The organism is Streptacidiphilus sp. P02-A3a, from assembly GCF_014084105.1.
Taxonomy (GTDB): Bacteria; Actinomycetota; Actinomycetes; order Streptomycetales; family Streptomycetaceae; genus Streptacidiphilus.
Map to the genome: position 1 here is coordinate 1508525 of NZ_CP048289.1, position 18699 is coordinate 1527223.

An 18699-nucleotide genomic window follows, 5' to 3' on the forward strand; every position below is an offset into this window, starting at 1 on the left:
GGCGGGGGAGGGGCGGATCAGGCGCTGGGCACGCCTCCGCGCCGGACCGCCTCGGCGTACCAGTGGGCGCTCGCCTTGGGGATGCGCCGCTGGGTGGCGTAGTCCACGTACACCGCGCCGAAGCGCTTGCCGTAGCCGTACGCCCACTCGAAGTTGTCCATCAGCGACCAGAGGAAGTAGCCGCGCACGTCCACCCCGTCCGCGATGGCGGCGTGGATGGCCGCGAGGTGGGTCCGCAGGTAGGCGATCCGCTCCGGGTCGCGCACCTCGCCCTCGGGGTTCACGTAGTCGTCGAAGGCGGCCCCGTTCTCGGTCACCAGCAGCGGCAGCCCGGGGTGGTCCCGGTGCATCCGGGTGAGCAGGTCGTACATGCCGGAGGGGTCGATGCTCCAGTTCATCGCGGTCCGCTCACCGGGTGGCAGGTGGAAGATCACGTCCTCGGAGCCGGGCCAGGGCGAGTGGTCGCTGGCGCCGTGGCCGTCGTTCCGGGTCGCCGCGCCGTTCCCGGCGCCGCGACCGTCGGTGCCCAGCCGGGAGGAGACCAGGGTCGGCGTGTAGTAGTTGATGCCGAGCAGGTCGATCGGCGCCGAGATCGCCGACAGGTCACCGGGCTGGACCAGTTCGTCCCAGTTCAGCAGGTGCGCGGTGTCGGCGAGCAGGTCCTGCGGGTAGGCGCCGTCCAGGATCGGCCCGGTGAAGATCCGGTTGCCGACGGCGTCGATCCGGCGCGCGGCCTCGGCGTCGGCCAGGCTCTGGCTGAGCGGCCGGACCTCGTGCAGGTTCAGCGTGACCGAGAGCTGGGCGGAGCCAGGGAGGGCCGAGCGCAGGGCCGCCACCGCCCGCCCGTGGCCGAGGTTGAGGTGGTGCGCGGCGCGCAGCGCGGAGGCGGGTTCGGTGCGCCCGGGGGCGTGCACCCCGGAGCCGTAGCCGAGGAAGGCCGAGCACCAGGGCTCGTTCAGGGTCGTCCAGAGCCGGACCCGGTCGCCGAGGGCGTCCGCGAGCAGCGCCGCGTAGTCGCCGAAGCGCTCGGCCGTGTCGCGCACCGGCCAGCCCCCGGCGTCCTCCAGCTCCTGCGGCAGGTCCCAGTGGTACAGGGTGGCGACCGGGGTGATCCCGGCCTCCAGCAGGCCGTCCACCAGGCCCCGGTAGAAGTCCAGGCCGCGCTCCACGGCGGGCCCGCGCCCGGTGGGCTGGACCCGCGACCAGGAGATGGAGAAACGGTACGCCTGTAGGCCCAGCGACTTCATCAGCGCGATGTCGTCGCGGTAGCGGTGGTAGTGGTCGGCGGCGGTGTCGCCGGTGTCGCCGTTGCGCACCCGACCGGGCGTGTGACTGTAGGTGTCCCAGATGGACGGGGTGCGGCCGTCCTCGGCCGCGGCCCCCTCGATCTGGTAGGCGGCGGTGGCCGCCCCCCAGAGGAAGCCGCTGGGGAAGCGCAACAGGCTGTCGTCGGCGGTCTGGTCGGCCGGGGTGCCGGTCGGCTCCCCAGGGATCCCCAGGGTCGCCGTGGCTGCGGCGGGATGGACTGCGGTCATCTGGGAGCGCTCCCAATTGTCGGTGGTGGGCGGGGAACGGCCGTGCGCGGCACGGTCGCTGCGGTGGAGGGCGGAGTGGAAGCGTTGGGGGGAGTGTCCCGCATGAATGGGAGCGCTCCCACCGGCCTCTCGAAATCGTCGTCCCAACCCGGGCCGCTGTCAAGCGGGCGGTCCGGCCGCCCGTTCCGATGCGGGAGCGCTCCCGCAGCGCGTGGTCTAAGGTGCCACTCGAATGAGAAGGAGGTGCGCGATGACCCATGCCAACGAGCGGTCGCCGGAGCGGCGGCCCGCCCGTCCCACCCTGGAGGCCGTGGCCCGTCGTGCCGGGGTCGGCCGGGGCACCGTGTCCCGGGTGGTGAACGGCGCTCCCGGGGTCAGCGAACAGGCCCGGGCCGTGGTCGAGCAGGCCATCGCCGAGCTCGGCTACGTCCCCAACCGGGCCGCCCGCACCCTGGTCACCAGCCGCACCGACGCGGTCGCGCTGGTGATCCCGGAGACCGAGACCAGGCTGGCGTCCGAGCCCTTCTTCGCGCAGATCATCCGGGGGGTGGCCAGCGAGCTCTCCGAGACCGACATGCAGCTGCTGCTGATCCTGGTCCGCACCGACCAGGAGCGCGCCCGGCTGGCGACCTACCTCAGCGGCCACCGGGTGGACGGCGTGCTCATGGTCTCGGTCCGCACCGACGACCCGGTGCTCGACCTGCTGGAACGCATCGGCCTGCCGGCGGTCCTGGGCGGTCGTCGCTCGGTGCTCGAACCGCTCAGCTATGTCGACTGCGACAATCGGGGCGGCGCCCGCAGCGCGGTGCGCCACCTCGCGCTGCGCGGGTGCACCCGGATCGCCACCATCACCGGACCGCTCGGCATGGAGGCCGGGCGCAGCCGCCTGCTCGGCTACCGGCAGGCGCTGGAGGAGGTCGGCCTGCCCTACCGCGAGGAGCTGGTGGTCAACGGGGACTTCACCGAGGAGAGCGGCCACCGGTCGATGGTCGAGCTGCTTGAGCAGCGGCCGGACCTGGACGGGCTGTTCGCCGCCTCCGACCTGACCGCGGTGGGTGCGCTGCGGGCGCTGCGCGAGGCGGGGCGCAGCGTGCCGGACGAGGTCGCGGTCATCGGCTTCGACGACTCCTCGGTGGCCAAGCACACCGATCCGCCGCTGACCACCGTCCGCCAGCCGACCGAGGAGATGGGCCGGACCATGGCCCGGCTGCTGCTGGAGGAGATCGCCGCGCCGAGCCGGACCCACCACCGGGTCGAGCTGGCGACCGAGCTGGTGCTGCGCGCCTCCGGCTGACCGGACGCGGCGGGGGCGGGGGCGCGGACGGGCCCGGGGGCGGGTTGTCAGTGGCGTGTGGGAGCGTGATCGGGTGAGCACCCAGAACCCTGAGACCGACGCCGACGCCCTGGACCTGCTGGCCGACCGCCGGGAGCACACCGGAGTCGACTTCTCCGGCCGCGACCTGCGCCGGGCCCTGGCCCGCCCCGGCGCGCCCTACACGTTCCAGGACTGCGCCTTCGACGGCGCGGACCTGCGCGGCGCCCAGTTGGCGGAGTCCGTCTTCGCGGACTGCCGCCTCGACCGCGCCGATCTCGGCGGCGCCATGCTGGAGCAGGCCCGGATCGAGCGCGGCAGCGCGGCCTTCCTCAAGGCCGGGCGGGCCGACCTCACGGATGCCCTGTTCAAGGGCACCGACCTAGCCAACTCGCAGTGGAACTCGGCGCTGCTGGCCGGCACCCACTTCGAGGAGTGCCGACTGGTGGGCGCGCGGCTGTCGAGTGTGCGCGGCCTCGGCCACACCTTCGCCCGCTGCCACCTGGGCCTGGCCGACCTCGCCGGTCTCGACTTCCGCGGCCAGACCCTGGACGGCCTGAACTTCACCGAGGCCGACCTCACCGGCTGCGACTTCCGCGACGCGATCCCCGACGGCTGCCGGTTCGCCGGTGCCGAACTGCGCTCCGCCCGCTTCGCCGGGGCCGATCTGCGCGGCGCGGACCTCGGCGAGGTCGCGATCACCGACCTGCCGGTGCTGCGCGGCGCGGTCGTCTCGGAGCGGCAGGCGGCGGCTCTGATCGCGGCCTTCGGGATCCAGGTAGTCCCGATCAGCGGCTGATCCGCACAGCTGTTCCGGTGGCCCGATCTGCCGAGTAGCGTGGAAACGGACCGTTTCGATTTCCGTCCGGACCAATGAGTCGGGGTGCTGGACATGCTGGTGCTCGATGTCGTGCTGGGGGTGCTCGGGGCGGGTGCGCTGTGGCTCGCCACCGGAGTCAGAGTCGTGCAGCAGTTCGAGCGCGGAGTGGTCTTCCGCTTCGGCAAGGTGCACAGCTCGATCCGGGGGCCGGGGCTGACCCTGCTGATCCCGGTCGCGGACCGGCTGCGCAAGGTCAACGTTCAGATCATCACCATGCCGGTGCCCGCGCAGGAGGGCATCACCCGCGACAACGTCACCGTCCGGGTGGACGCCGTGGTGTACTTCCGGGTCCATGATCCGGTGCTGGCCTCGGTCAACGTGCAGAACTACACCTTCGCGATGTCGCAGGTCGCGCAGACCTCGCTGCGGTCCATCATCGGCAAGAGCGAGCTGGACGACCTGCTGACCAACCGCGAGCCGCTGAACCAGGGCCTGGAACTGATGCTGGAGAGCCCGTCCACCGGTTGGGGCATCCTGATCGACCGGGTGGAGATCAAGGACGTCGCGCTGCCGGAGTCGATGAAGCGCTCGATGTCGCGCCAGGCGGAGGCGGAGCGTGAGCGCCGGGCCCGGATCATCACCGCCGACGGTGAGTTCCAGGCCTCGCAGAAGCTGTCCGAGGCGGCCATGATCATGAGCGAGACCCCGGCCGCGCTCCAACTGCGGCTGCTGCAGACCGTGGTCGAGGTCGCGGCGGAGAAGAACTCGACGCTGGTCCTGCCGTTCCCGGTGGAGCTGCTGCGCTTCCTGGACGGGGCCACCCCGGAGCGGTCCAAGTCCCCGACCTCGGTACCGCGCAGGCCGATGCCGGAACCGGTCTCCCTGGACGAGGCGCTGGCGGCGCTGCCCGACATCGTCCCGCCGCCGGACACCGGCGAGCTCCCGGAGATCGACGACGTCCCCGGGATCGACGACGTGCCCGGGATCGACGACGTGCCGCGGCTGCGGGGGCTGGACCGGGCGGAGCCGACCGCGGAACAGCAGGAGCAGGAGCCGGAACAGCGGGAGCGGGGACAACAGGAGCCGGAGCGGCAGGAGCGGGAGCAGGGCTGAGCCCAATCCCGCTGGGCCCCAAGGCCGCTGACGTCGGGGCGGCTCCCGGCCCCGGACCGGTGGTCGGACAACGAATCGGGCCCTGACCTTTTGCAAGGTCAGGGCCCGATTTCCGGGTGAGTGACGGGGCTCGAACCCGCGACACCTGGGATCACAACCCAGTGCTCTACCAGCTGAGCTACACCCACCATCCGTCTGCGCTCTGTCGCGCTGACGGGGATAACTCTACAGGATCCCGGCGGGTGCTCACGACCGCCTTTTCCGGACCGGCGGCCGTGTCGCCGCCGGGTGTAGCGGCAGGTCAGGCGGGTGGCAGTTGGTGGCGTGCGGCGATGGCGCGGGCGGCGTCGGTGTCCGGTCCGGGCGCGGGCACGAAGACCGCCTCGCGGTAGAACCGCAGTTCGGCGATGCTCTCCCGGATGTCCGCCAGCGCCCGGTGGTTCCCCTGCTTCTTGGGGCTGTTGTAGTAGGCGCGCGGGTACCAGCGCCGGGCCAGTTCCTTGATCGAGGAGACGTCGACGATCCGGTAGTGCAGGTGCGACTCCAGCGCGGGCATGTCCCGGGCCAGGAAGCCGCGGTCGGTGGCGACCGAGTTGCCGCACAGGGGCGCCTTGCCCGCCTCCGGCACGTGCTCCCGGACGTACGCGAGCACCTGGGCCTCGGCCTCGGCCAGGGTGACCCCCTGCTCCAGTTCGGTGAGCAGTCCGGAGGAGGTGTGCATCTGCCGGACGATCTCCGGCATCGTCTCCAGTGACGCGTCCGGCGGACGCACCACGATGTCCACCCCCTCGCCCAGGATGTTCAGCTCGGAGTCGGTGACCAGTGCCGCGACCTCGACCAAGGCGTCCTGTTCCAGGTTGAGCCCTGTCATCTCGCAGTCGATCCAGACCATGCGATCGTTCACGCGCTTCACCGTCCTGAGTGGATGTCTGCCGGTACCTGGCTGTGCCCGGGGCCGGACGGCCATGGCGATCGACCGGTCCCGCATAGTCGATCATCTGCCGTCCGGCGCGCAAGTCAAACCGGGCACCCGCCGGTGGCGCCGGGCGCCCGGACTCAGTCCCGGGCGCCCCGCTGGAAGACCACCGCGGCACCGTCCGGATGCGCCCGGGCCGTGCCGGATCCGCCGGACGGATCAAGGAAGGCGCGCTCGCCCCGCCCGTCCGCCGCGGCCGTGTGATCGGCCGCCCCCGGATCGCCGGTCGCGGGCTGCGGACGGGTGCGCGCGTTCGACCGCGGCAGTCGCACCGGCTCCGAGCCGCCCTGCGGCGACCCGCCACCCGACCCGGGATGCCCCTGCGCCGGATATCCCTGCGCCGGATATCCCTGCGCCGGGATGCCGCCGGTGGACAGCACCGCCAGCGTCCCCGAGGCCGCGGCGGTCGCCGCCGACGGGACCGGCAGCGCCTCCAGCGAGGCCGTCGAGGACTGCCGGGACCGGAAGGTCGTCCGGTAGACGGCGGGGGAGACCCCGAGCTGCCGCCGGAAGTGGCCGCGCAGAGCCACCGGCGAGCGGAAGCCGCACCTGCGGGCCACCTCGTCCACCGACACGTCGGTGCTCTCCAGCAGGCGCTGCGCTTGCAGCACCCGCTGCGAGATCAGCCATTGCAGCGGAGCGCTGCCGGTGAGCGAGCGGAAACGCCGGTCGAAGGTCCGCCGGCTCATGTAGGCGCGGGCCGCCAGGGTCTCCACGTCGAACTGCTTCGAGAGGTTGTCCAGCGCCCAGGTCACGACCTCCGCCAGGGGGTCGTTGCCGATCTCTTCTGGTAAAGACCTGTCGATGTACTGGGCCTGGCCTCCGGTACGCCGGGCCGGTACCACCAGGCGCCGGGCCAGGGCCGCCGCCGCCTCCGCGCCGTGGTCCGTGCGCACGACGTGCAGGCACAGGTCGATCCCGGCGGCGGTGCCCGCGCTGGTCAGCACATCGCCGTCGTCGATGAACAGCTCGCGCGGGTCCACCTGGATCTGCGGGTAGCGCTTGGCCAGCGTGGGCGCGTACATCCAGTGGGTGGTGGCGGCGCGCCCGTCCAGCAGACCGGCGGCGGCGAGGACGAAGGCACCGGTGCACAGGCCGATGATCCTGGCCCCCTCGCGGTGGGCCTTGCGCAGCGCCTCCAGCGCCTCGGGCGGCGGGAGTTGGGCGGCCGAGCGCCAGGCGGGCACGACCACGGTCCCGGCCCGGCCGAGCGACTCCAGGCCGTAGGGGGCGGTCATGGTCAGCCCGCCGGTGGTGGCCAGCGGCCCCTCCTCGCCCGCGCAGACCAGCAGCCGGTAGCGGGGGACGCCGGCGTCCTGCCGGTCGACGCCGAAGACGGAGAGCGGGATGGAGCTCTCGAAGATCGGGGCGCCACTGAACAGGAGGACGGCGACGACCTCGGGGCGGCGGCGGCCGGAGAGCTTTCGGGCCGCCGCGCCGGGCAGCAGCGGCTCGTCCAGGGGGGTGGGCGCGGGTGCGCCGGCGCCACCACGTTCGCCGGGGCCGGGGGCGGGAACCGCTCCATATCGGCTGTGCGGGGACATCGCGCCGTCCGTCGTTGCGGCGCTCCTGCTCACCCTGCTCAAGGCGCTCCGGCCCCCCTCGGTCGTGTGTGCCGCCGACGTGGGCAGTGCGGACGGTCGGGACCCCGGGAAGTTCTCCGGGACTGCCGAGCGCGCGGCCCACGTCTGAGACGTCATGGTTGTACTGCCCTGTGCTGCACTTCGCGGCCCCCGCCTCGCCAAGATCGAATCTACTGGGTCCAGGGATGCTGGTGCGACAAGTTCACCATCTAACGCTATGTCGACAAGGCAATTTGGCGTGAAGCATTCGATCACCGAGGGTCGCACTCGACGGGCTGTCGGGGAAGGGGGCGTGTCCGGTGCTGGCCAGTTGTCGCAGGGCCTGTTGGCTGGTTCCGGAGAACACCCTGGTCAGTGGCTGTGTCTTGAAGCAGTGCTCATTCAATCGCGGTGGAGGTCGCCGAAGTTGACCGAAAAGCGGCCTTCGGAAGTATTGGGGGCGTACGGGGGGCGCACAAGGGGGCGCAGGACTGTGGCCTGATCGGGCTAGCCGGAGACGCCGACGGGCTCGCTGGCGGGCTCGCTGACGGAGGCGACTATCAGACGGACCGCTTCCGGCAGGCTCCGGGCCGTCAGCGTCGGCGCGTAGGCGGTTTCGGGCCAGGGTCGGCCGTGCTGGAGCCAGACGCTGCGCAGCCCGGCCAGCCGGGCCCCGGCGATGTCGGCGGGCGCGTGGTCGCCCACCATCCAGGTCTCCTCGGTCCACCCGGATCCCGCCGCCAGGCCGCAGCGGTCGGCCGCGAGCCGGAAGATGCGCGGGTCGGGCTTCGCGCACCCGGCCTCCTCGGAGACGATCCAGCCGTCGACCAGCGGCGCCAGCCCGGTCCGGTGGATCTTCGCCAGTTGGTGCACGGTCGAACCGTTGGTGACGATGCACAGGGTCCATCCCGCCGCCCGGGCGCCGCGCAGCGCCTCCCGATGCGTGGCGGGGCAGTCGATCAGTCGGATGAGCGTCTCGCGGTACTCCCTGAGCAGGACGTCGATGTCCTCGGCCAGGCCGTAGCGCTCGCAGGTGGCGCGCATCAGCGTCGGCCGGTCGAGATGACCCCCGCAGTCGAGGGTGACCAGCCAGTCGAGATCGACCGGCGGCAGTGCGCGCCGCTGGAGGAACTGGGCGGCCCAGCCCCGGAAAGCGAGATTGCGGTCGATCAGGGTGTTGTCGAGGTCGAGCAGCATGAGGGGAGGCATGGACGGCATCGTTTCAGTCCTTTGGCATATGCACGAGGCATACGGTCGAAAGTGACCGAAAGGTGTGATCCCGCACCCCGTACGCCTAGCGCGCGCATCGCTTGGCGGCGCCCGTATCTGCCCGCCGGAGCCGCTCACCCGGCCGCGCGGCCTGCGGGAACGCCGGGGTTCTTCCCGGCGCCCCTGGAGGCCGTGCCAGGGGCGCCGGGAGCTCGCGCCGCGCTTGAGTGCCATCTGAGTGCCATCGCCCTGCCATCGCCCCGGCATCGCCAGCCCACGGCCCTGGCACAGCCCGGCCATGGGCGGCGCCACGAGGCGTGCCTGGCACCGTTGCGCATGGGCGTCCGCTACGGCATGCTCCATGCACGCCCAGCGCGCCCCGGCGTACGCGACCGCCATTCGTGGTAACCGTGTCCTCCTAGCGCTCTGCGTCTGGGCGAGAACAGATTGTCGCCGTACCCTGGAGGGAAGAGGTCGCGCAAGCCACCACTCGGCCCGTTTCGCTACTGGAGCGGAGCGTCGTGTTGGTACCCCTGGTCCTACGGCCCCGGGTCGTGACCATGCAGAACTGTCCGCATCCCACCTCGCCGAAACTCCCATGACCATGGCCGGTTACGAGCTTCCTGAGCCCAGCGAAGGCGGATCCGTGTCTCGCCCCACGGAGCGGCCGAAGCCGCGCCCGCCCAAACCCCGATCGAAGCTGTGGAAGCCGCCGCAGCTCAGCTCGCAGTCCAGCCGCGACGGGGATGTACCGCCGAAGTCCCAGCACCCGTACCCGCCCGAGCTCCCGACGGGAACCCCTCCCCACATGGCTGGTTTTGAACTGCAGTCGCAGAGTGTCCGCACCTGCGATCCGGCATTCCTGCACGGTGTCGTCGTCGGATTCGACGGGTCGGTCTCCAGCGAGCGAGCGCTGGCGTATGCCGTCGGCATGGCCCGCCGTTCCCGAGCCGGACTGGTGATCGTGCATGTGGCCAACCGGCTCCCCGCCACGGTCTGGGCGGGGTGTGAACCCCCTGTCTTCGTGGACGTGCCGGACCACCGCACTGAGGTGCTCGGACTGGAGTTGGCCTGTTCCGAGTACCTGTGCGACGTCCCCTGGGTGTTGGTGGAGCGTGGCGGGGACATCTGCCACGAGCTGGAGGAGGTCGCCCGTGAGTACGCGGCCGACGCGATCGTCGTCGGTGGTACCCACGGCCTCCTCGGCCGCCTCTTCGGCTCCGTGGCCGGTCGGCTGGCACGACGGGCCAACCGACCGGTGGTCGTGATTCCGTAGCCGGAGCGCGGGGGAGCGCGGGGTGCGGGTTCAGCCGGTGGGCAGGCCCAGCTCGCGGGCGATCAGCATCCGCTGCACCTCGGACGTCCCCTCGCCGATCTCAAGGATCTTGCTGTCCCGCCAGAAGCGGGCGACCGGGTACTCGTTCATGAAGCCGTATCCGCCGTGGATCTGCGTCGCCTCGCGGGCGTTGGTCACGGCTGCTTCGGAGGAGTGGAGCTTGGCAATGGCGGCCTCCTTCTTGAACCGCTCCCCGGAGAGCAGCCGGGAGGCGGCGTGGTACCAGGCCAACCGGGAGGTGTGCGCGCGCATCTCCATGTCGGCGATCTTGAACTGGATGGACTGGTTGGCGCCGATGGGCCTGCCGAAGGCTCGCCGCTGCTCGGCGTAGCTCAACGACTCGTCCACGCATCCCTGGGCCAGGCCGGTGGCCAGGGCGGCGATCGCGATACGACCCTCATCGAGAATCCGCAGGAACTGGGCGTAACCACGGCCTGCCTCGCCGAGGAGGTTGGCGGCCGGAACGCGGCAGTCGACGAAGGAGAGCTCTCGGGTGTCCGAGGCGTTCCAGCCGACTTTGGAGTACTTCTTCGAGGCCGTGAACCCTGGGGTCCCGGTGGGCACGATGATGGTGGAGATCGAGCGGGTGGGCGAGCTTTTCTCCGCTTCTTCCCCCGAAAGAGTGAGGGCGGCCACGGTCACCAGCCCGGTGATCTCGGTACCGGCGTTGGTGATGAAGCACTTGGACCCGTTGATCACCCACTCGTCGGTGTCGGCGTCGTAGCGGGCCGTGGTGCGGGTCGCACCGGCGTCCGAGCCGCCCTCGGGCTCGGTCAGGCCGAACGCCCCGAGCATCTCCCCCGAGCAGAGCCGGGGCAGCCAGGTGCGCTTCTGCTCCTCCGTGCCGTACCGGTGGATCGGCATGGCCCCCAGCGAGACCGCGGCCTCCAGGGTGATCGCCACCGAGGAGTCGACCCGGGCCAGTTCCTCCAGCACCAGGCAGAGCGCGAGGTAGTCGCCGCCCATACCGCCGTACTCCTCGGGGAAGGGGAGGCCGAACAGGCCCATCCGCCCCATCTCGCTGATGATCTCATACGGGAACTCGTCGTGCTCGTAGTACTCGCCGATCTTCGGCGCGATCACGTCGTGGGCGAAGTCGGCGACGGTACGCCGGAGTTCCTCGTACTCGGAGTCGAGGCGGTGGTCGAGCATGGTGTGGTCTCCTGAGGGTGGGGAGGGGGCGCTCGCGGTGGGTTGCCGCTACTTCCCGGGTGTTGACCGCTACCGCTGGGCGTCGCCGCCGGTCAGGGCACGTACCGCGCGGGAGGGGCTGGGGCGGCCGAGCCGGTCGGCCAGCCAGCCGCTGGTGGCGGCGAGGGCGGGCAGGTCGACCCCGGTCGAGATGCCCAGGCCGTGCAGCATCCAGACCAGGTCCTCGGTGGCGAGGTTGCCGGTGGCGCTCTTCGCGTAGGGGCAGCCGCCCAGGCCCCCGGCCGAGGAGTCGACCGTGGCCACGCCGCAGCGCAGCGCGGCCAGGGTGTTGGCCAGGGCCTGGCCGTAGGTGTCGTGGAAGTGCACGGCCAGCCGCTCCGGGCCGACCCCGCGCCCGGAGAACGCGCTGATCAGCTCGGTGACCTGGCCCGGGGTGCCGGTGCCGATGGTGTCCCCGAGGCTCAGTTCGTCGCAGCCCAGCTCCAGCAGCCGGCAACCGACCTCCACCACCTGGGCGGTGGGCACCGGTCCCTCCCAGGGATCGCCGAAGCACATCGACAGGTAGCCCCGGACCCGGACGCCGGCCGCTGTCGCCCGGTGGACCACCGGGGCGAACATCTCCAGCGAGGCCTCGACGCCCCGGCCGAGGTTCCGTTCGGCGAAGCTCTCGGTGGCACTGGCGAACACGGCGATGTCCTGGACCCGGTGCGCGAGCGCCCGGTCCAGCCCCCGCTCGTTGGGGACCAGGACTGGCAGCCGCAGCCCGGGGTACTCCCCGGTGAGCCCGCTGACCAGGGGGAACAGCTGCTCGGCGTCCGCCAGTTGGGGGACCCACTTGGGGTGGACGAAGCTGGTGGCCTCGATCGTCCGCAGCCCGGCGGCGGCCAGCCGGGCGATGAACTCGGCCTTCACCTCGACCGGCAGCGCCACCGACTCGTTCTGCAGTCCGTCGCGCGCGCCGACCTCGTGGATGCGCACCGCCTGCGGCAGGCCGTCCAGCGGGGCGCGGACCGGGAGTCCGAGGTCCAGGGCGGTGGGTTCGGCGGCGGACATCAGCTGACCTCCTCGTGCGGGGTGACCACGGCGAGCAGCTCGTCCATGGCGACGGTGCCGCCGGGAACGGCCCGCAGCTGTTCGACGATCCCGTCGTGGGGTGCGGTGATGACGTGTTCCATCTTCATCGCTTCCAGGATCAGCAGCGGCTGGCCCTTGGCCACCCGCTCGCCGACGGTCGCCTTGACCACGGTGACGGTGCCCGGCATCGGCGCGTTCAGGCCCGCGCCCCGGGCCCCGGCCGGGCCGAGGGCCAGGTCGTCGAGGGGCTCGTGGACCTGGACCGGCCAGCTGTCGCCGTCCCGCCCGAGCCAGTGGACCGGACTGTCGGCGGCCCGGTTGTCAGTGGCGTGCGCGAAGGTACGGGTGAGGCCGTCACGGCTGACGCTGATCCGGTGCGGTCGCACGGCCACCCGGACGGTGAACGGCGTGTCGGCGCCGAGCCGGACCTCGAAGTGCTCTCCGGCGGCGGTCGCGTTGTCAGTGGTGTCCAGTACGGTCCGTGGCGAGGTGGGGCGAACCCTGGCCTCGATCGGTTCGCCGCCGGGGAGGCGCAGCCGGTGGAGCGTCCAGGCGGGTTCCCCGCCGGTGCGCCAGGCGGAAGGGAGGGAGAAGGGATCGGTCCATCCGTCGTCGCCGGGAGTCGGCGACAGGTCGAGCTGCCGGGCCAGCGCGGCAGCGGTGAACACCGGGTCGAGGCGGCCCGCGGGGGTGCTGTGGGCAGCTCCCTCCAGCGGGGCGCGGTCGTCGCCGGGGGCGTGGTCCGTGGGGTCGGCCACGGTCAGTTCCAGGTTGCGCTCGACCAGGCCGGTGTCGAGGCGGCCCGCGACGACGTCCGGGTGGGCGAGCAGTCGGCGCAGGTAGCCGGCGTTGGTGGCGACTCCGAGTGAGCAGGTCCCGGCGAGGGCGGCGCGCAGCCTTCGCAGGGCCGTCGCCCGGTCGGGGCCGTAGGCGATGACCTTGGACAGCATGGGGTCGTAGCTGCTGCCGACGGTGACGCCGCGGGCGAGCCCGGAGTCGACCCGGACGCCCTCGCCGGTGGGCTCCTCCAGTAGCAGCACCCGGCCACCGGTCGGGAGGAAGCCGCGCTCCGGATCCTCGGCGCAGACCCGGGCCTCGACGGCATGGCCGGTGCTGCCGATGTCCCGCTGCCCGAAGCCCAGCGGTTCGCCCGCGGCGATGCGCAGCTGCTGCTCCACGAGGTCCAGCCGGGAGCCGTGGACGGTGGCGGTGAGCTCGGTGACCGGGTGCTCCACCTGGAGGCGGGTGTTCATCTCCATGAAGAAGTAGGAGGAGGGGTTGTCACTGGGAACAATGAACTCGACGGTGCCCGCGCCGGCGTAGCCGCAGGACTCCGCGGCCCTGACGGCGGCCTGGCCCATGGCTGCCCTGATCTCCGGGGTGAGCAGGGGCGAGGGGGCCTCCTCGATGAGCTTCTGGTGCCGCCGTTGCAGGCTGCACTCGCGCTCGCCGAGGTGGACCACGCCGCCGTGGGTGTCGGCCAGCAGCTGGATCTCGATGTGGCGCGGCCGGTCGACCCATCGCTCCAGCAGCAGCGTGTCGTCGCCGAAGGAGGCCCGGGCCTCCCGGCGGGCGGCGGCGATCTCGTCGCCGAGCCGGGCGGCGTCGCGCACCAGCCGCATGCCCTTGCCGCCGCCGCCCGCGGACGGCTTCAGCAGCACGGGCAGACCGATGTCAGCCGCCGCGGCGAGAAGTTCCGCGTCGGTCAGGGCGTCGCCCTCGCTGCCGGGCACGACCGGCACCCCGGCGGCCTGGACGGCCGCCTTGGCGTGGATCTTGTCACCCATGAGCTCGATGCTGGAGGGAGGTGGACCGATGAAGACCAGACCGGCGTCGGCGCAGGCGCGGGCGAAGGCGGCGTTCTCGGCGAGGAAGCCGTAGCCGGGGTGCACCGCCTGGGCTCCGGTCCTGGCGGCGGCCTCCAGGATGCGTTCGATGTGGAGGTAGCTGTCGGCGGCGGACTCGCCGTCGGCCGGGCCGAGCAGTACGGCGGTGTCAGCGGCGCGCACGTGCGGCGCGTCGGCGTCCGCGCCGCTGTGCACGGCGACGGAGCGCACGCCCAGCCGTCGCAGGGTGCGCGTCACGCGGACCGCGATCTCGCCGCGGTTGGCGACCAGGACGCTGTCGAACATGGGGGTGAGCCTCCGTCACATTCGGAAGACGCCGTACGGGCGCGGGTCGGGGAGTGGGGCGTTGGCACAGGCACTGAGGGCCAGGCCGAGCACGGTTCGGGTGTCCGCCGGGTCGATCACTCCGTCGTCCCAGAGCCGCGCGGTGGCGTAGTACGCGTTGCCCTGCCGCTCGTACTGCTCGCGCACGGGACGGCGGAAGTCCTCCTCGTCCTCGGCGGACCAGCTCTCGCCGCGCTGGTCGTACTGGTCGCGGCGGACGGTGGCCAGGACCGAGGCGGCCTGTTCGCCGCCCATCACCGAGATCTTGGCCCCCGGCCACATCCACAGGAAGCGGGGTGAGTAGGCCCGACCGCACATCGAGTAGTTGCCCGCGCCGTACGAGCCGCCGATGACCACCGTCAGCTTGGGCACCCTGGTGCCCGCGACGGCGGTGACCATCTTGGCTCCGTGCTTGGCGATGCCACCCGCCTCGTACTGGCGGCCGACCATGAAGCCGGAGATGTTCTGCAGGAACAGCAGCGGGATGCCGCGCTGGTCGCACAGCTCGATGAAGTGCGCGCCCTTGAGCGCGGACTCGGCGAACAGGATGCCGTTGTTGGCGACGATGCCGACCGGGTGCCCGTGGATCCGGGCGAAGCCGGTGACCAGGGTGGGGCCGTACTCCGCCTTGAACTCGGCGAAGCGGCTGCCGTCGGTGATCCGCGCGATCACCTCGCGCACGTCGTACGGGGTGCGCGGGTCGGCCGGGACCGCGCCGTACAGCGTGTCCGGGTCGACGGCCGGGGGCTCGGCGGGCTGCACCGGCCAGGGGCGCGGCGTGCGCGGGCCCAGCCCGGCGACGACGGTGCGCAGGATCGCCAGTGCGTGCGCGTCGTTCTCGGCGAGCTGGTCGGTCACGCCCGAGGTCCGCGAGTGCAGCTCGCCGCCGCCCAGCTCCTCGGCGGTGACCACCTCGCCGGTGGCCGCCTTCACCAGCGGCGGACCGCCGAGGAAGATCGTCCCCTGGTTGCGGACGATCACCGCCTGGTCGCTCATCGCCGGGACGTACGCGCCGCCCGCCGTGCAGGAGCCGAGGACGGCCGCGAGCTGCGGGATCCCGGCGGCCGAGAGCCGGGCCTGGTTGAAGAAGATCCGGCCGAAGTGGTCCCGGTCCGGGAAGACCTCGTCCTGCATCGGCAGGAAGGCTCCGCCGGAGTCCACCAGGTAGAGGCAGGGGAGGCGGTTCTCCTGGGCGATCTCCTGCGCCCGGAGGTGCTTCTTGACGGTCATCGGGTAGTAGGTGCCGCCCTTGACCGTGGCGTCGTTGGCGACCACGACCACCTCGCGCCCGGCCACCCGGCCGACGCCGGTGATCAGCCCGGCGGCGGGGGCGTCCCCGCCGTAGAGGCCGTCCGCCGCCAGTGGCGAGAGCTCCAGGAACGGCGAGCCGGGGTCGAGCAGGGTGTCCACCCGCTCGCGCGGCAGCAGTTTGCCGCGCTCGGTGTGCCGCTGCCGGGCCCGTGCGCCGCCGCCCTCGGCCGCTGCCGCGAGCTTGGCGCGCAGCTCCGCGACCAGGGCCCGTTGCGCGGCGTCATTGCTCCGGAAGGCGTCGGAAGCGCGGTCCACGGCTGTGTCCAGCCGGGGCGCGGAGGTCTGAGCGAGCAACATGGCCGTGCGCTCCTTCGTGAGCCCGCCGTACGTTAATGACTGTTAACCTGCTCGCAGGTTAACGCCCAATAACCCTGCTGTCTAGGATGGGGGGATGCCGAGTCAGCCGAGTCCTGTCGAGAGTCCCCGCCGCGCGCAGATCCGCCGCGAGGCCGCCCGGCTGTTCGCGGCCAGGGGCTTCCTCGGCGTGGGAGTGGACGAGATCGGCAAGGCCGTCGGCATCTCCGGGCCCGGCCTCTACCGGCATTTCGCGGGCAAGGACGCCATGCTCGCGGACCTGCTCATCGGCATCAGCCAGCGGCTGCTGACCGAGGGCCGCCGCCGCGTCGACGCCGCGCCCGACGCGCCCGCGGCGCTCGACGCCCTGCTGGACGGCCACATCGACTTCGCCCTGGAGGAGAGCGCGCTGATCACCCTGCACGACCGGGAGCTGCTGCACCTGCCGGAGGCGGAACGGCACCAGGTCCGCAGTCTTCAGCGGCAGTACGTGGAGCTGTGGGTCACCGTCGCCGGGGAGGCCTTTCCCGGCCTCGGCGAGGATGCCCGGGCCTGCGTCCACGCCGTCTTCGGCCTGCTCAACTCCACCCCGCACAGCGCGGTCGCGGGCGGCGACCAGGCCGACCCGGCCATGGCCGCGCTGCTGCACCGCCTCGCCCTCGGCGCCCTCGCCGCGGCGGCCGACCGAACAACCGGCTGAGCGTCCGGTCGGAGCGGCACGGCCGGTCGGAGCGGCGGGGCTAGGCGGAGCAGCGGGGCCAGGCGGAGCGGAGTTCCTGCTGAAGCGCGTCGTCGTACGCCTCGCGCGACCGGTGCACCTCGCCCATGTGGGTTCCGGCCCAGGCCGACACGACGTCCAGCACCGGCAGCAGGCTGCGCCCGAGCTCGGTCAGCTGGTAGTCCACCCGCACCGGCACCGACGGGGTGATCTGCCGGGACACCAGCCCGTCCCGTTCCATGCTCCGCAGCGTCTGGGTGAGCATCTTCTGGCTCACCCCGGGCAGCTGCCGAAGCAGTTCGCCGTAGCGCTTCTGATCGTCACTCAGTGCCCGGAGCAGCAGACAGCTCCACTTGTCGCCGACCCGGTCGAGGAGTTGCCGTCCCGGGCAGCTCGCCAGCCACTTCTCGAACATGACCCGAGCCTGCTCGCGCCGCTCGGCTGCCGTGCGCGCCACCATGCGTCCCCCCACTGCGGTAGGCACTTCGAAGTGCGTCCTTACGGACCACGTTAACCTCCACCAGGATCAGGCGTGCGGGGCATCGGATACTCCGACCACACAGCACCGGGAGCAGCACGCCATGTCGAACAAGCGAGAGTGCCCGACCGTCGACGACCTCCGCGAGCCCGTCCCGTCCGCGCCGGACCGCCGACCCGGCGGTCCGGACCGCCCGGTCGCCCCGCCCGGCCCGGAGCGGCAGCGGATACCCGCTCCACGGAAGGAAAATGAGCCATCGTCAGGATCTGCGCAGAGCAGGTCGGGCGGCCGTGGGCTGTGGCAACTGGTGGCGCTCGCGGCCGGGTTCGTGATGGCGGCGGTCGACGCGACGGTGGTGAACGTCGCCGGGCACACCCTGCAGCAGCGGCTCGGTCTCGGACTGTCCCAACTGACCTGGGTGGTCGACGGATACACCCTCTCCTTCGCGGCACTGCTGCTGCTCGCCGGTGCGCTGGCGGACCGGCTCGGCGCCAAGCGGCTGTACCTGGCCGGGATGGTCGTCTTCGTGGTGGCCTCGCTCGGCTGCGCGCTGTCGCCGAACGGCACGCTGCTGGTGGCCGCGCGGCTGCTCCAGGGTTCCGGGGCGGCGCTGTTCATGCCCAGTTCGCTGACGCTGCTCACGGCCGCGTTCCCGGAGCCGAGCCGCCGGGCGCGGATGGTGGCGCTGTGGTCGGCGATCGTCTCCGGCTCGATGGCCTTCGGGCCGGTGATCGGCGGGCTGCTGGTGGAGAGCTTCGGCTGGCGCAGCATCTTCCTGGTGAACCTGCCGGTGGGCGCGTTCGGCCTGCTGCTCGCGGTCCGGGTCGTGCCGTCGCTGCCCGGGCGTCCGGCCCGCTTCGCCTGGTCCGGGCACGCGCTGGGACTGGGCATGCTGGCGCTGCTGTGCTTCACGCTGATCGAGGGGCCGACGCTGGGCTGGTCCTCGGCGTCGATCCTGGCCTCGGCGTCCGGGACGGTGCTGCTGGTGGCGCTGTTCGTGCGGAACCTGCGCACCTCGCGGCGGCCGGTGCTGCCGGTCGCGCTGTTCGCCAGCAGCCGGTTCTCGGCCGCCAACGTCATCGGCTTCCTGGTCAACGCCGGGGTGTACGGCGAGTGCTACCTGCTCGGACTGTTCTTCCAGTCCGCGCGCGGTGACGATCCGCTGTGGGCCGGTATCGAGATGCTCCCGGTCACCGGGGTGTTCGTGCTCGGGAACCTGCTCTTCGCCCGGCTGACGGCGCGGCTGGGGGTGCGCCTGCCGCTGATGGGCGGGCTGCTGCTGTCCGGCGCCGGGATGCTGGTGCTGACCACGGTGTCCGCCGCGATGCCGTACCCGCTGATGGCGGCCCTGCTGGTGGTGGCGAACCTGGGGGTCGGCGTGGCGGTTCCGGCGATGGTCGCGGCGCTGGTGGACGCGGCCGGCCCGGAGCACGCCAACGCGGGCGCGGCGACCATGAACGCCAACCGGCAGGTCGGCACGCTGGTGGGGGTGGCGCTGACCGGGGTGCTCCTGTCGGCCACGGGCGGCCACTGGTACACGGCGGCGGCGCTGGGCTTCGGCGCGACCGGGGCGGCCTTCCTGGTCGCGGTGGTCCTGGCCTGGCGCTTCCTGCGGCCCGCGACGCGGGCCTGACCGTC

General features: G+C 72.3%; 15 protein-coding genes and 1 tRNA gene. 6 read left to right on the plus strand and 10 right to left on the minus strand.

What is annotated here, in order from left to right:
* Positions 1-17: 17 nt before the first annotated feature.
* On the minus strand, positions 18-1535 hold the full coding sequence (locus tag GXP74_RS06895) for a glycoside hydrolase family 1 protein (RefSeq protein ID WP_182450509.1): 1518 nt from the start codon (positions 1533-1535) through the stop codon (positions 18-20).
* Positions 1536-1785: 250 nt separating this feature from the next.
* Between GXP74_RS06895 and GXP74_RS06900 the strand changes: the two genes are divergently transcribed.
* The 3 genes from GXP74_RS06900 to GXP74_RS06910 all read left to right on the plus strand — a co-directional run bounded on the left by GXP74_RS06900 (position 1786) and on the right by GXP74_RS06910 (position 4780).
* Positions 1786-2829 (plus strand): LacI family DNA-binding transcriptional regulator, encoded by a 1044-nt coding sequence (locus tag GXP74_RS06900; protein ID WP_182450510.1) that lies wholly within the window; start codon positions 1786-1788, stop codon positions 2827-2829.
* Between the two features lie 73 nt (positions 2830-2902).
* Complete coding sequence (locus GXP74_RS06905; RefSeq protein ID WP_225447769.1) at positions 2903-3646, plus strand: pentapeptide repeat-containing protein; 744 nt, start codon at positions 2903-2905, stop codon at positions 3644-3646.
* A gap of 93 nt (positions 3647-3739) precedes the next feature.
* A complete protein-coding gene (locus GXP74_RS06910; RefSeq protein ID WP_225448572.1) occupies positions 3740-4780 on the plus strand; it encodes a slipin family protein in 1041 nt (346 codons plus the stop codon).
* Between the two features lie 115 nt (positions 4781-4895).
* On the opposite strand, the gene GXP74_RS06915 is transcribed toward GXP74_RS06910, so the two are convergent.
* The 4 genes from GXP74_RS06915 to GXP74_RS06930 form a co-directional block, all read right to left on the minus strand.
* Positions 4896-4968 (minus strand) — tRNA-His (locus GXP74_RS06915).
* Between the two features lie 113 nt (positions 4969-5081).
* Positions 5082-5684 carry an oligoribonuclease gene (gene orn / locus GXP74_RS06920; RefSeq protein ID WP_182450511.1) on the minus strand — a complete coding sequence of 201 codons (603 nt, stop codon included), beginning with the start codon at positions 5682-5684 and terminating at the stop codon, positions 5082-5084.
* A gap of 152 nt (positions 5685-5836) precedes the next feature.
* Positions 5837-7300, minus strand: coding sequence for a GlxA family transcriptional regulator (locus GXP74_RS06925; RefSeq protein ID WP_182450512.1), 1464 nt, complete (start codon positions 7298-7300; stop codon positions 5837-5839).
* A gap of 525 nt (positions 7301-7825) precedes the next feature.
* Positions 7826-8527, minus strand: a complete 702-nt coding sequence (locus GXP74_RS06930) for an HAD family hydrolase (protein ID WP_225447770.1) — start codon at positions 8525-8527, stop codon at positions 7826-7828.
* An 808-nt stretch (positions 8528-9335) separates the two neighbouring features.
* Here GXP74_RS06930 and GXP74_RS06935 point away from each other — a divergent pair.
* The gene (locus GXP74_RS06935) at positions 9336-9803 is read left to right on the plus strand and encodes a universal stress protein (protein WP_182450513.1); all 468 of its coding nucleotides are present in this window, start codon (positions 9336-9338) and stop codon (positions 9801-9803) included.
* Between the two features lie 30 nt (positions 9804-9833).
* Here the strand turns inward: GXP74_RS06935 and GXP74_RS06940 are convergent, their stop codons facing one another.
* The 4 genes from GXP74_RS06940 to GXP74_RS06955 all read right to left on the minus strand — a co-directional run bounded on the left by GXP74_RS06940 (position 9834) and on the right by GXP74_RS06955 (position 15868).
* The gene (locus GXP74_RS06940) at positions 9834-11015 is read right to left on the minus strand and encodes an acyl-CoA dehydrogenase family protein (RefSeq protein WP_182450514.1); all 1182 of its coding nucleotides are present in this window, start codon (positions 11013-11015) and stop codon (positions 9834-9836) included.
* Between the two features lie 69 nt (positions 11016-11084).
* Positions 11085-12068, minus strand: a complete 984-nt coding sequence (locus GXP74_RS06945) for a hydroxymethylglutaryl-CoA lyase (RefSeq protein ID WP_182450515.1) — start codon at positions 12066-12068, stop codon at positions 11085-11087.
* Positions 12068-14221 carry a biotin carboxylase N-terminal domain-containing protein gene (locus GXP74_RS06950; RefSeq protein ID WP_182450516.1) on the minus strand — a complete coding sequence of 718 codons (2154 nt, stop codon included), beginning with the start codon at positions 14219-14221 and terminating at the stop codon, positions 12068-12070. The genes GXP74_RS06945 and GXP74_RS06950 overlap by 1 nt, the downstream gene beginning before the upstream one ends.
* A 15-nt stretch (positions 14222-14236) precedes the next feature.
* Positions 14237-15868: a carboxyl transferase domain-containing protein gene (locus GXP74_RS06955; RefSeq protein ID WP_182450517.1), complete on the minus strand. Its 1632-nt coding sequence runs from the start codon at positions 15866-15868 to the stop codon at positions 14237-14239.
* A gap of 94 nt (positions 15869-15962) precedes the next feature.
* Between GXP74_RS06955 and GXP74_RS06960 the strand changes: the two genes are divergently transcribed.
* Positions 15963-16565 (plus strand): TetR/AcrR family transcriptional regulator, encoded by a 603-nt coding sequence (locus GXP74_RS06960; RefSeq protein WP_182450518.1) that lies wholly within the window; start codon positions 15963-15965, stop codon positions 16563-16565.
* Between the two features lie 40 nt (positions 16566-16605).
* Here GXP74_RS06960 and GXP74_RS06965 read toward each other — a convergent pair whose 3' ends face one another.
* A complete protein-coding gene (locus GXP74_RS06965) occupies positions 16606-16998 on the minus strand; it encodes a winged helix-turn-helix transcriptional regulator (protein WP_370468388.1) in 393 nt (130 codons plus the stop codon).
* Between the two features lie 166 nt (positions 16999-17164).
* On the opposite strand from GXP74_RS06965, the gene GXP74_RS06970 reads away from it, so the two are divergent.
* A complete protein-coding gene (locus GXP74_RS06970; protein WP_225447771.1) occupies positions 17165-18694 on the plus strand; it encodes an MFS transporter in 1530 nt (509 codons plus the stop codon).
* Positions 18695-18699: the final 5 nt, after the last annotated feature.

Coding starts and splice junctions, on each gene's coding strand:
- GXP74_RS06960 (WP_182450518.1), top strand. CDS start 15,963: ATGCCGAGTCAGCCGAGTCCTGTCGAGAGTCCCCGCCGCGCGCAGATC.
- GXP74_RS06940 (WP_182450514.1), bottom strand. CDS start 11,015: ATGCTCGACCACCGCCTCGACTCCGAGTACGAGGAACTCCGGCGTACC.
- GXP74_RS06900 (WP_182450510.1), top strand. CDS start 1,786: ATGACCCATGCCAACGAGCGGTCGCCGGAGCGGCGGCCCGCCCGTCCC.
- GXP74_RS06965 (WP_370468388.1), bottom strand. CDS start 16,998: ATGTTCGAGAAGTGGCTGGCGAGCTGCCCGGGACGGCAACTCCTCGAC.
- GXP74_RS06910 (WP_225448572.1), top strand. CDS start 3,740: ATGCTGGTGCTCGATGTCGTGCTGGGGGTGCTCGGGGCGGGTGCGCTG.
- GXP74_RS06895 (WP_182450509.1), bottom strand. CDS start 1,535: ATGACCGCAGTCCATCCCGCCGCAGCCACGGCGACCCTGGGGATCCCT.
- GXP74_RS06935 (WP_182450513.1), top strand. CDS start 9,336: ATGGCTGGTTTTGAACTGCAGTCGCAGAGTGTCCGCACCTGCGATCCG.
- GXP74_RS06970 (WP_225447771.1), top strand. CDS start 17,165: ATGTCGAACAAGCGAGAGTGCCCGACCGTCGACGACCTCCGCGAGCCC.
- GXP74_RS06930 (WP_225447770.1), bottom strand. CDS start 8,527: ATGCCTCCCCTCATGCTGCTCGACCTCGACAACACCCTGATCGACCGC.
- GXP74_RS06950 (WP_182450516.1), bottom strand. CDS start 14,221: ATGTTCGACAGCGTCCTGGTCGCCAACCGCGGCGAGATCGCGGTCCGC.
- GXP74_RS06925 (WP_182450512.1), bottom strand. CDS start 7,300: ATGTCCCCGCACAGCCGATATGGAGCGGTTCCCGCCCCCGGCCCCGGC.
- GXP74_RS06945 (WP_182450515.1), bottom strand. CDS start 12,068: ATGTCCGCCGCCGAACCCACCGCCCTGGACCTCGGACTCCCGGTCCGC.
- GXP74_RS06955 (WP_182450517.1), bottom strand. CDS start 15,868: ATGTTGCTCGCTCAGACCTCCGCGCCCCGGCTGGACACAGCCGTGGAC.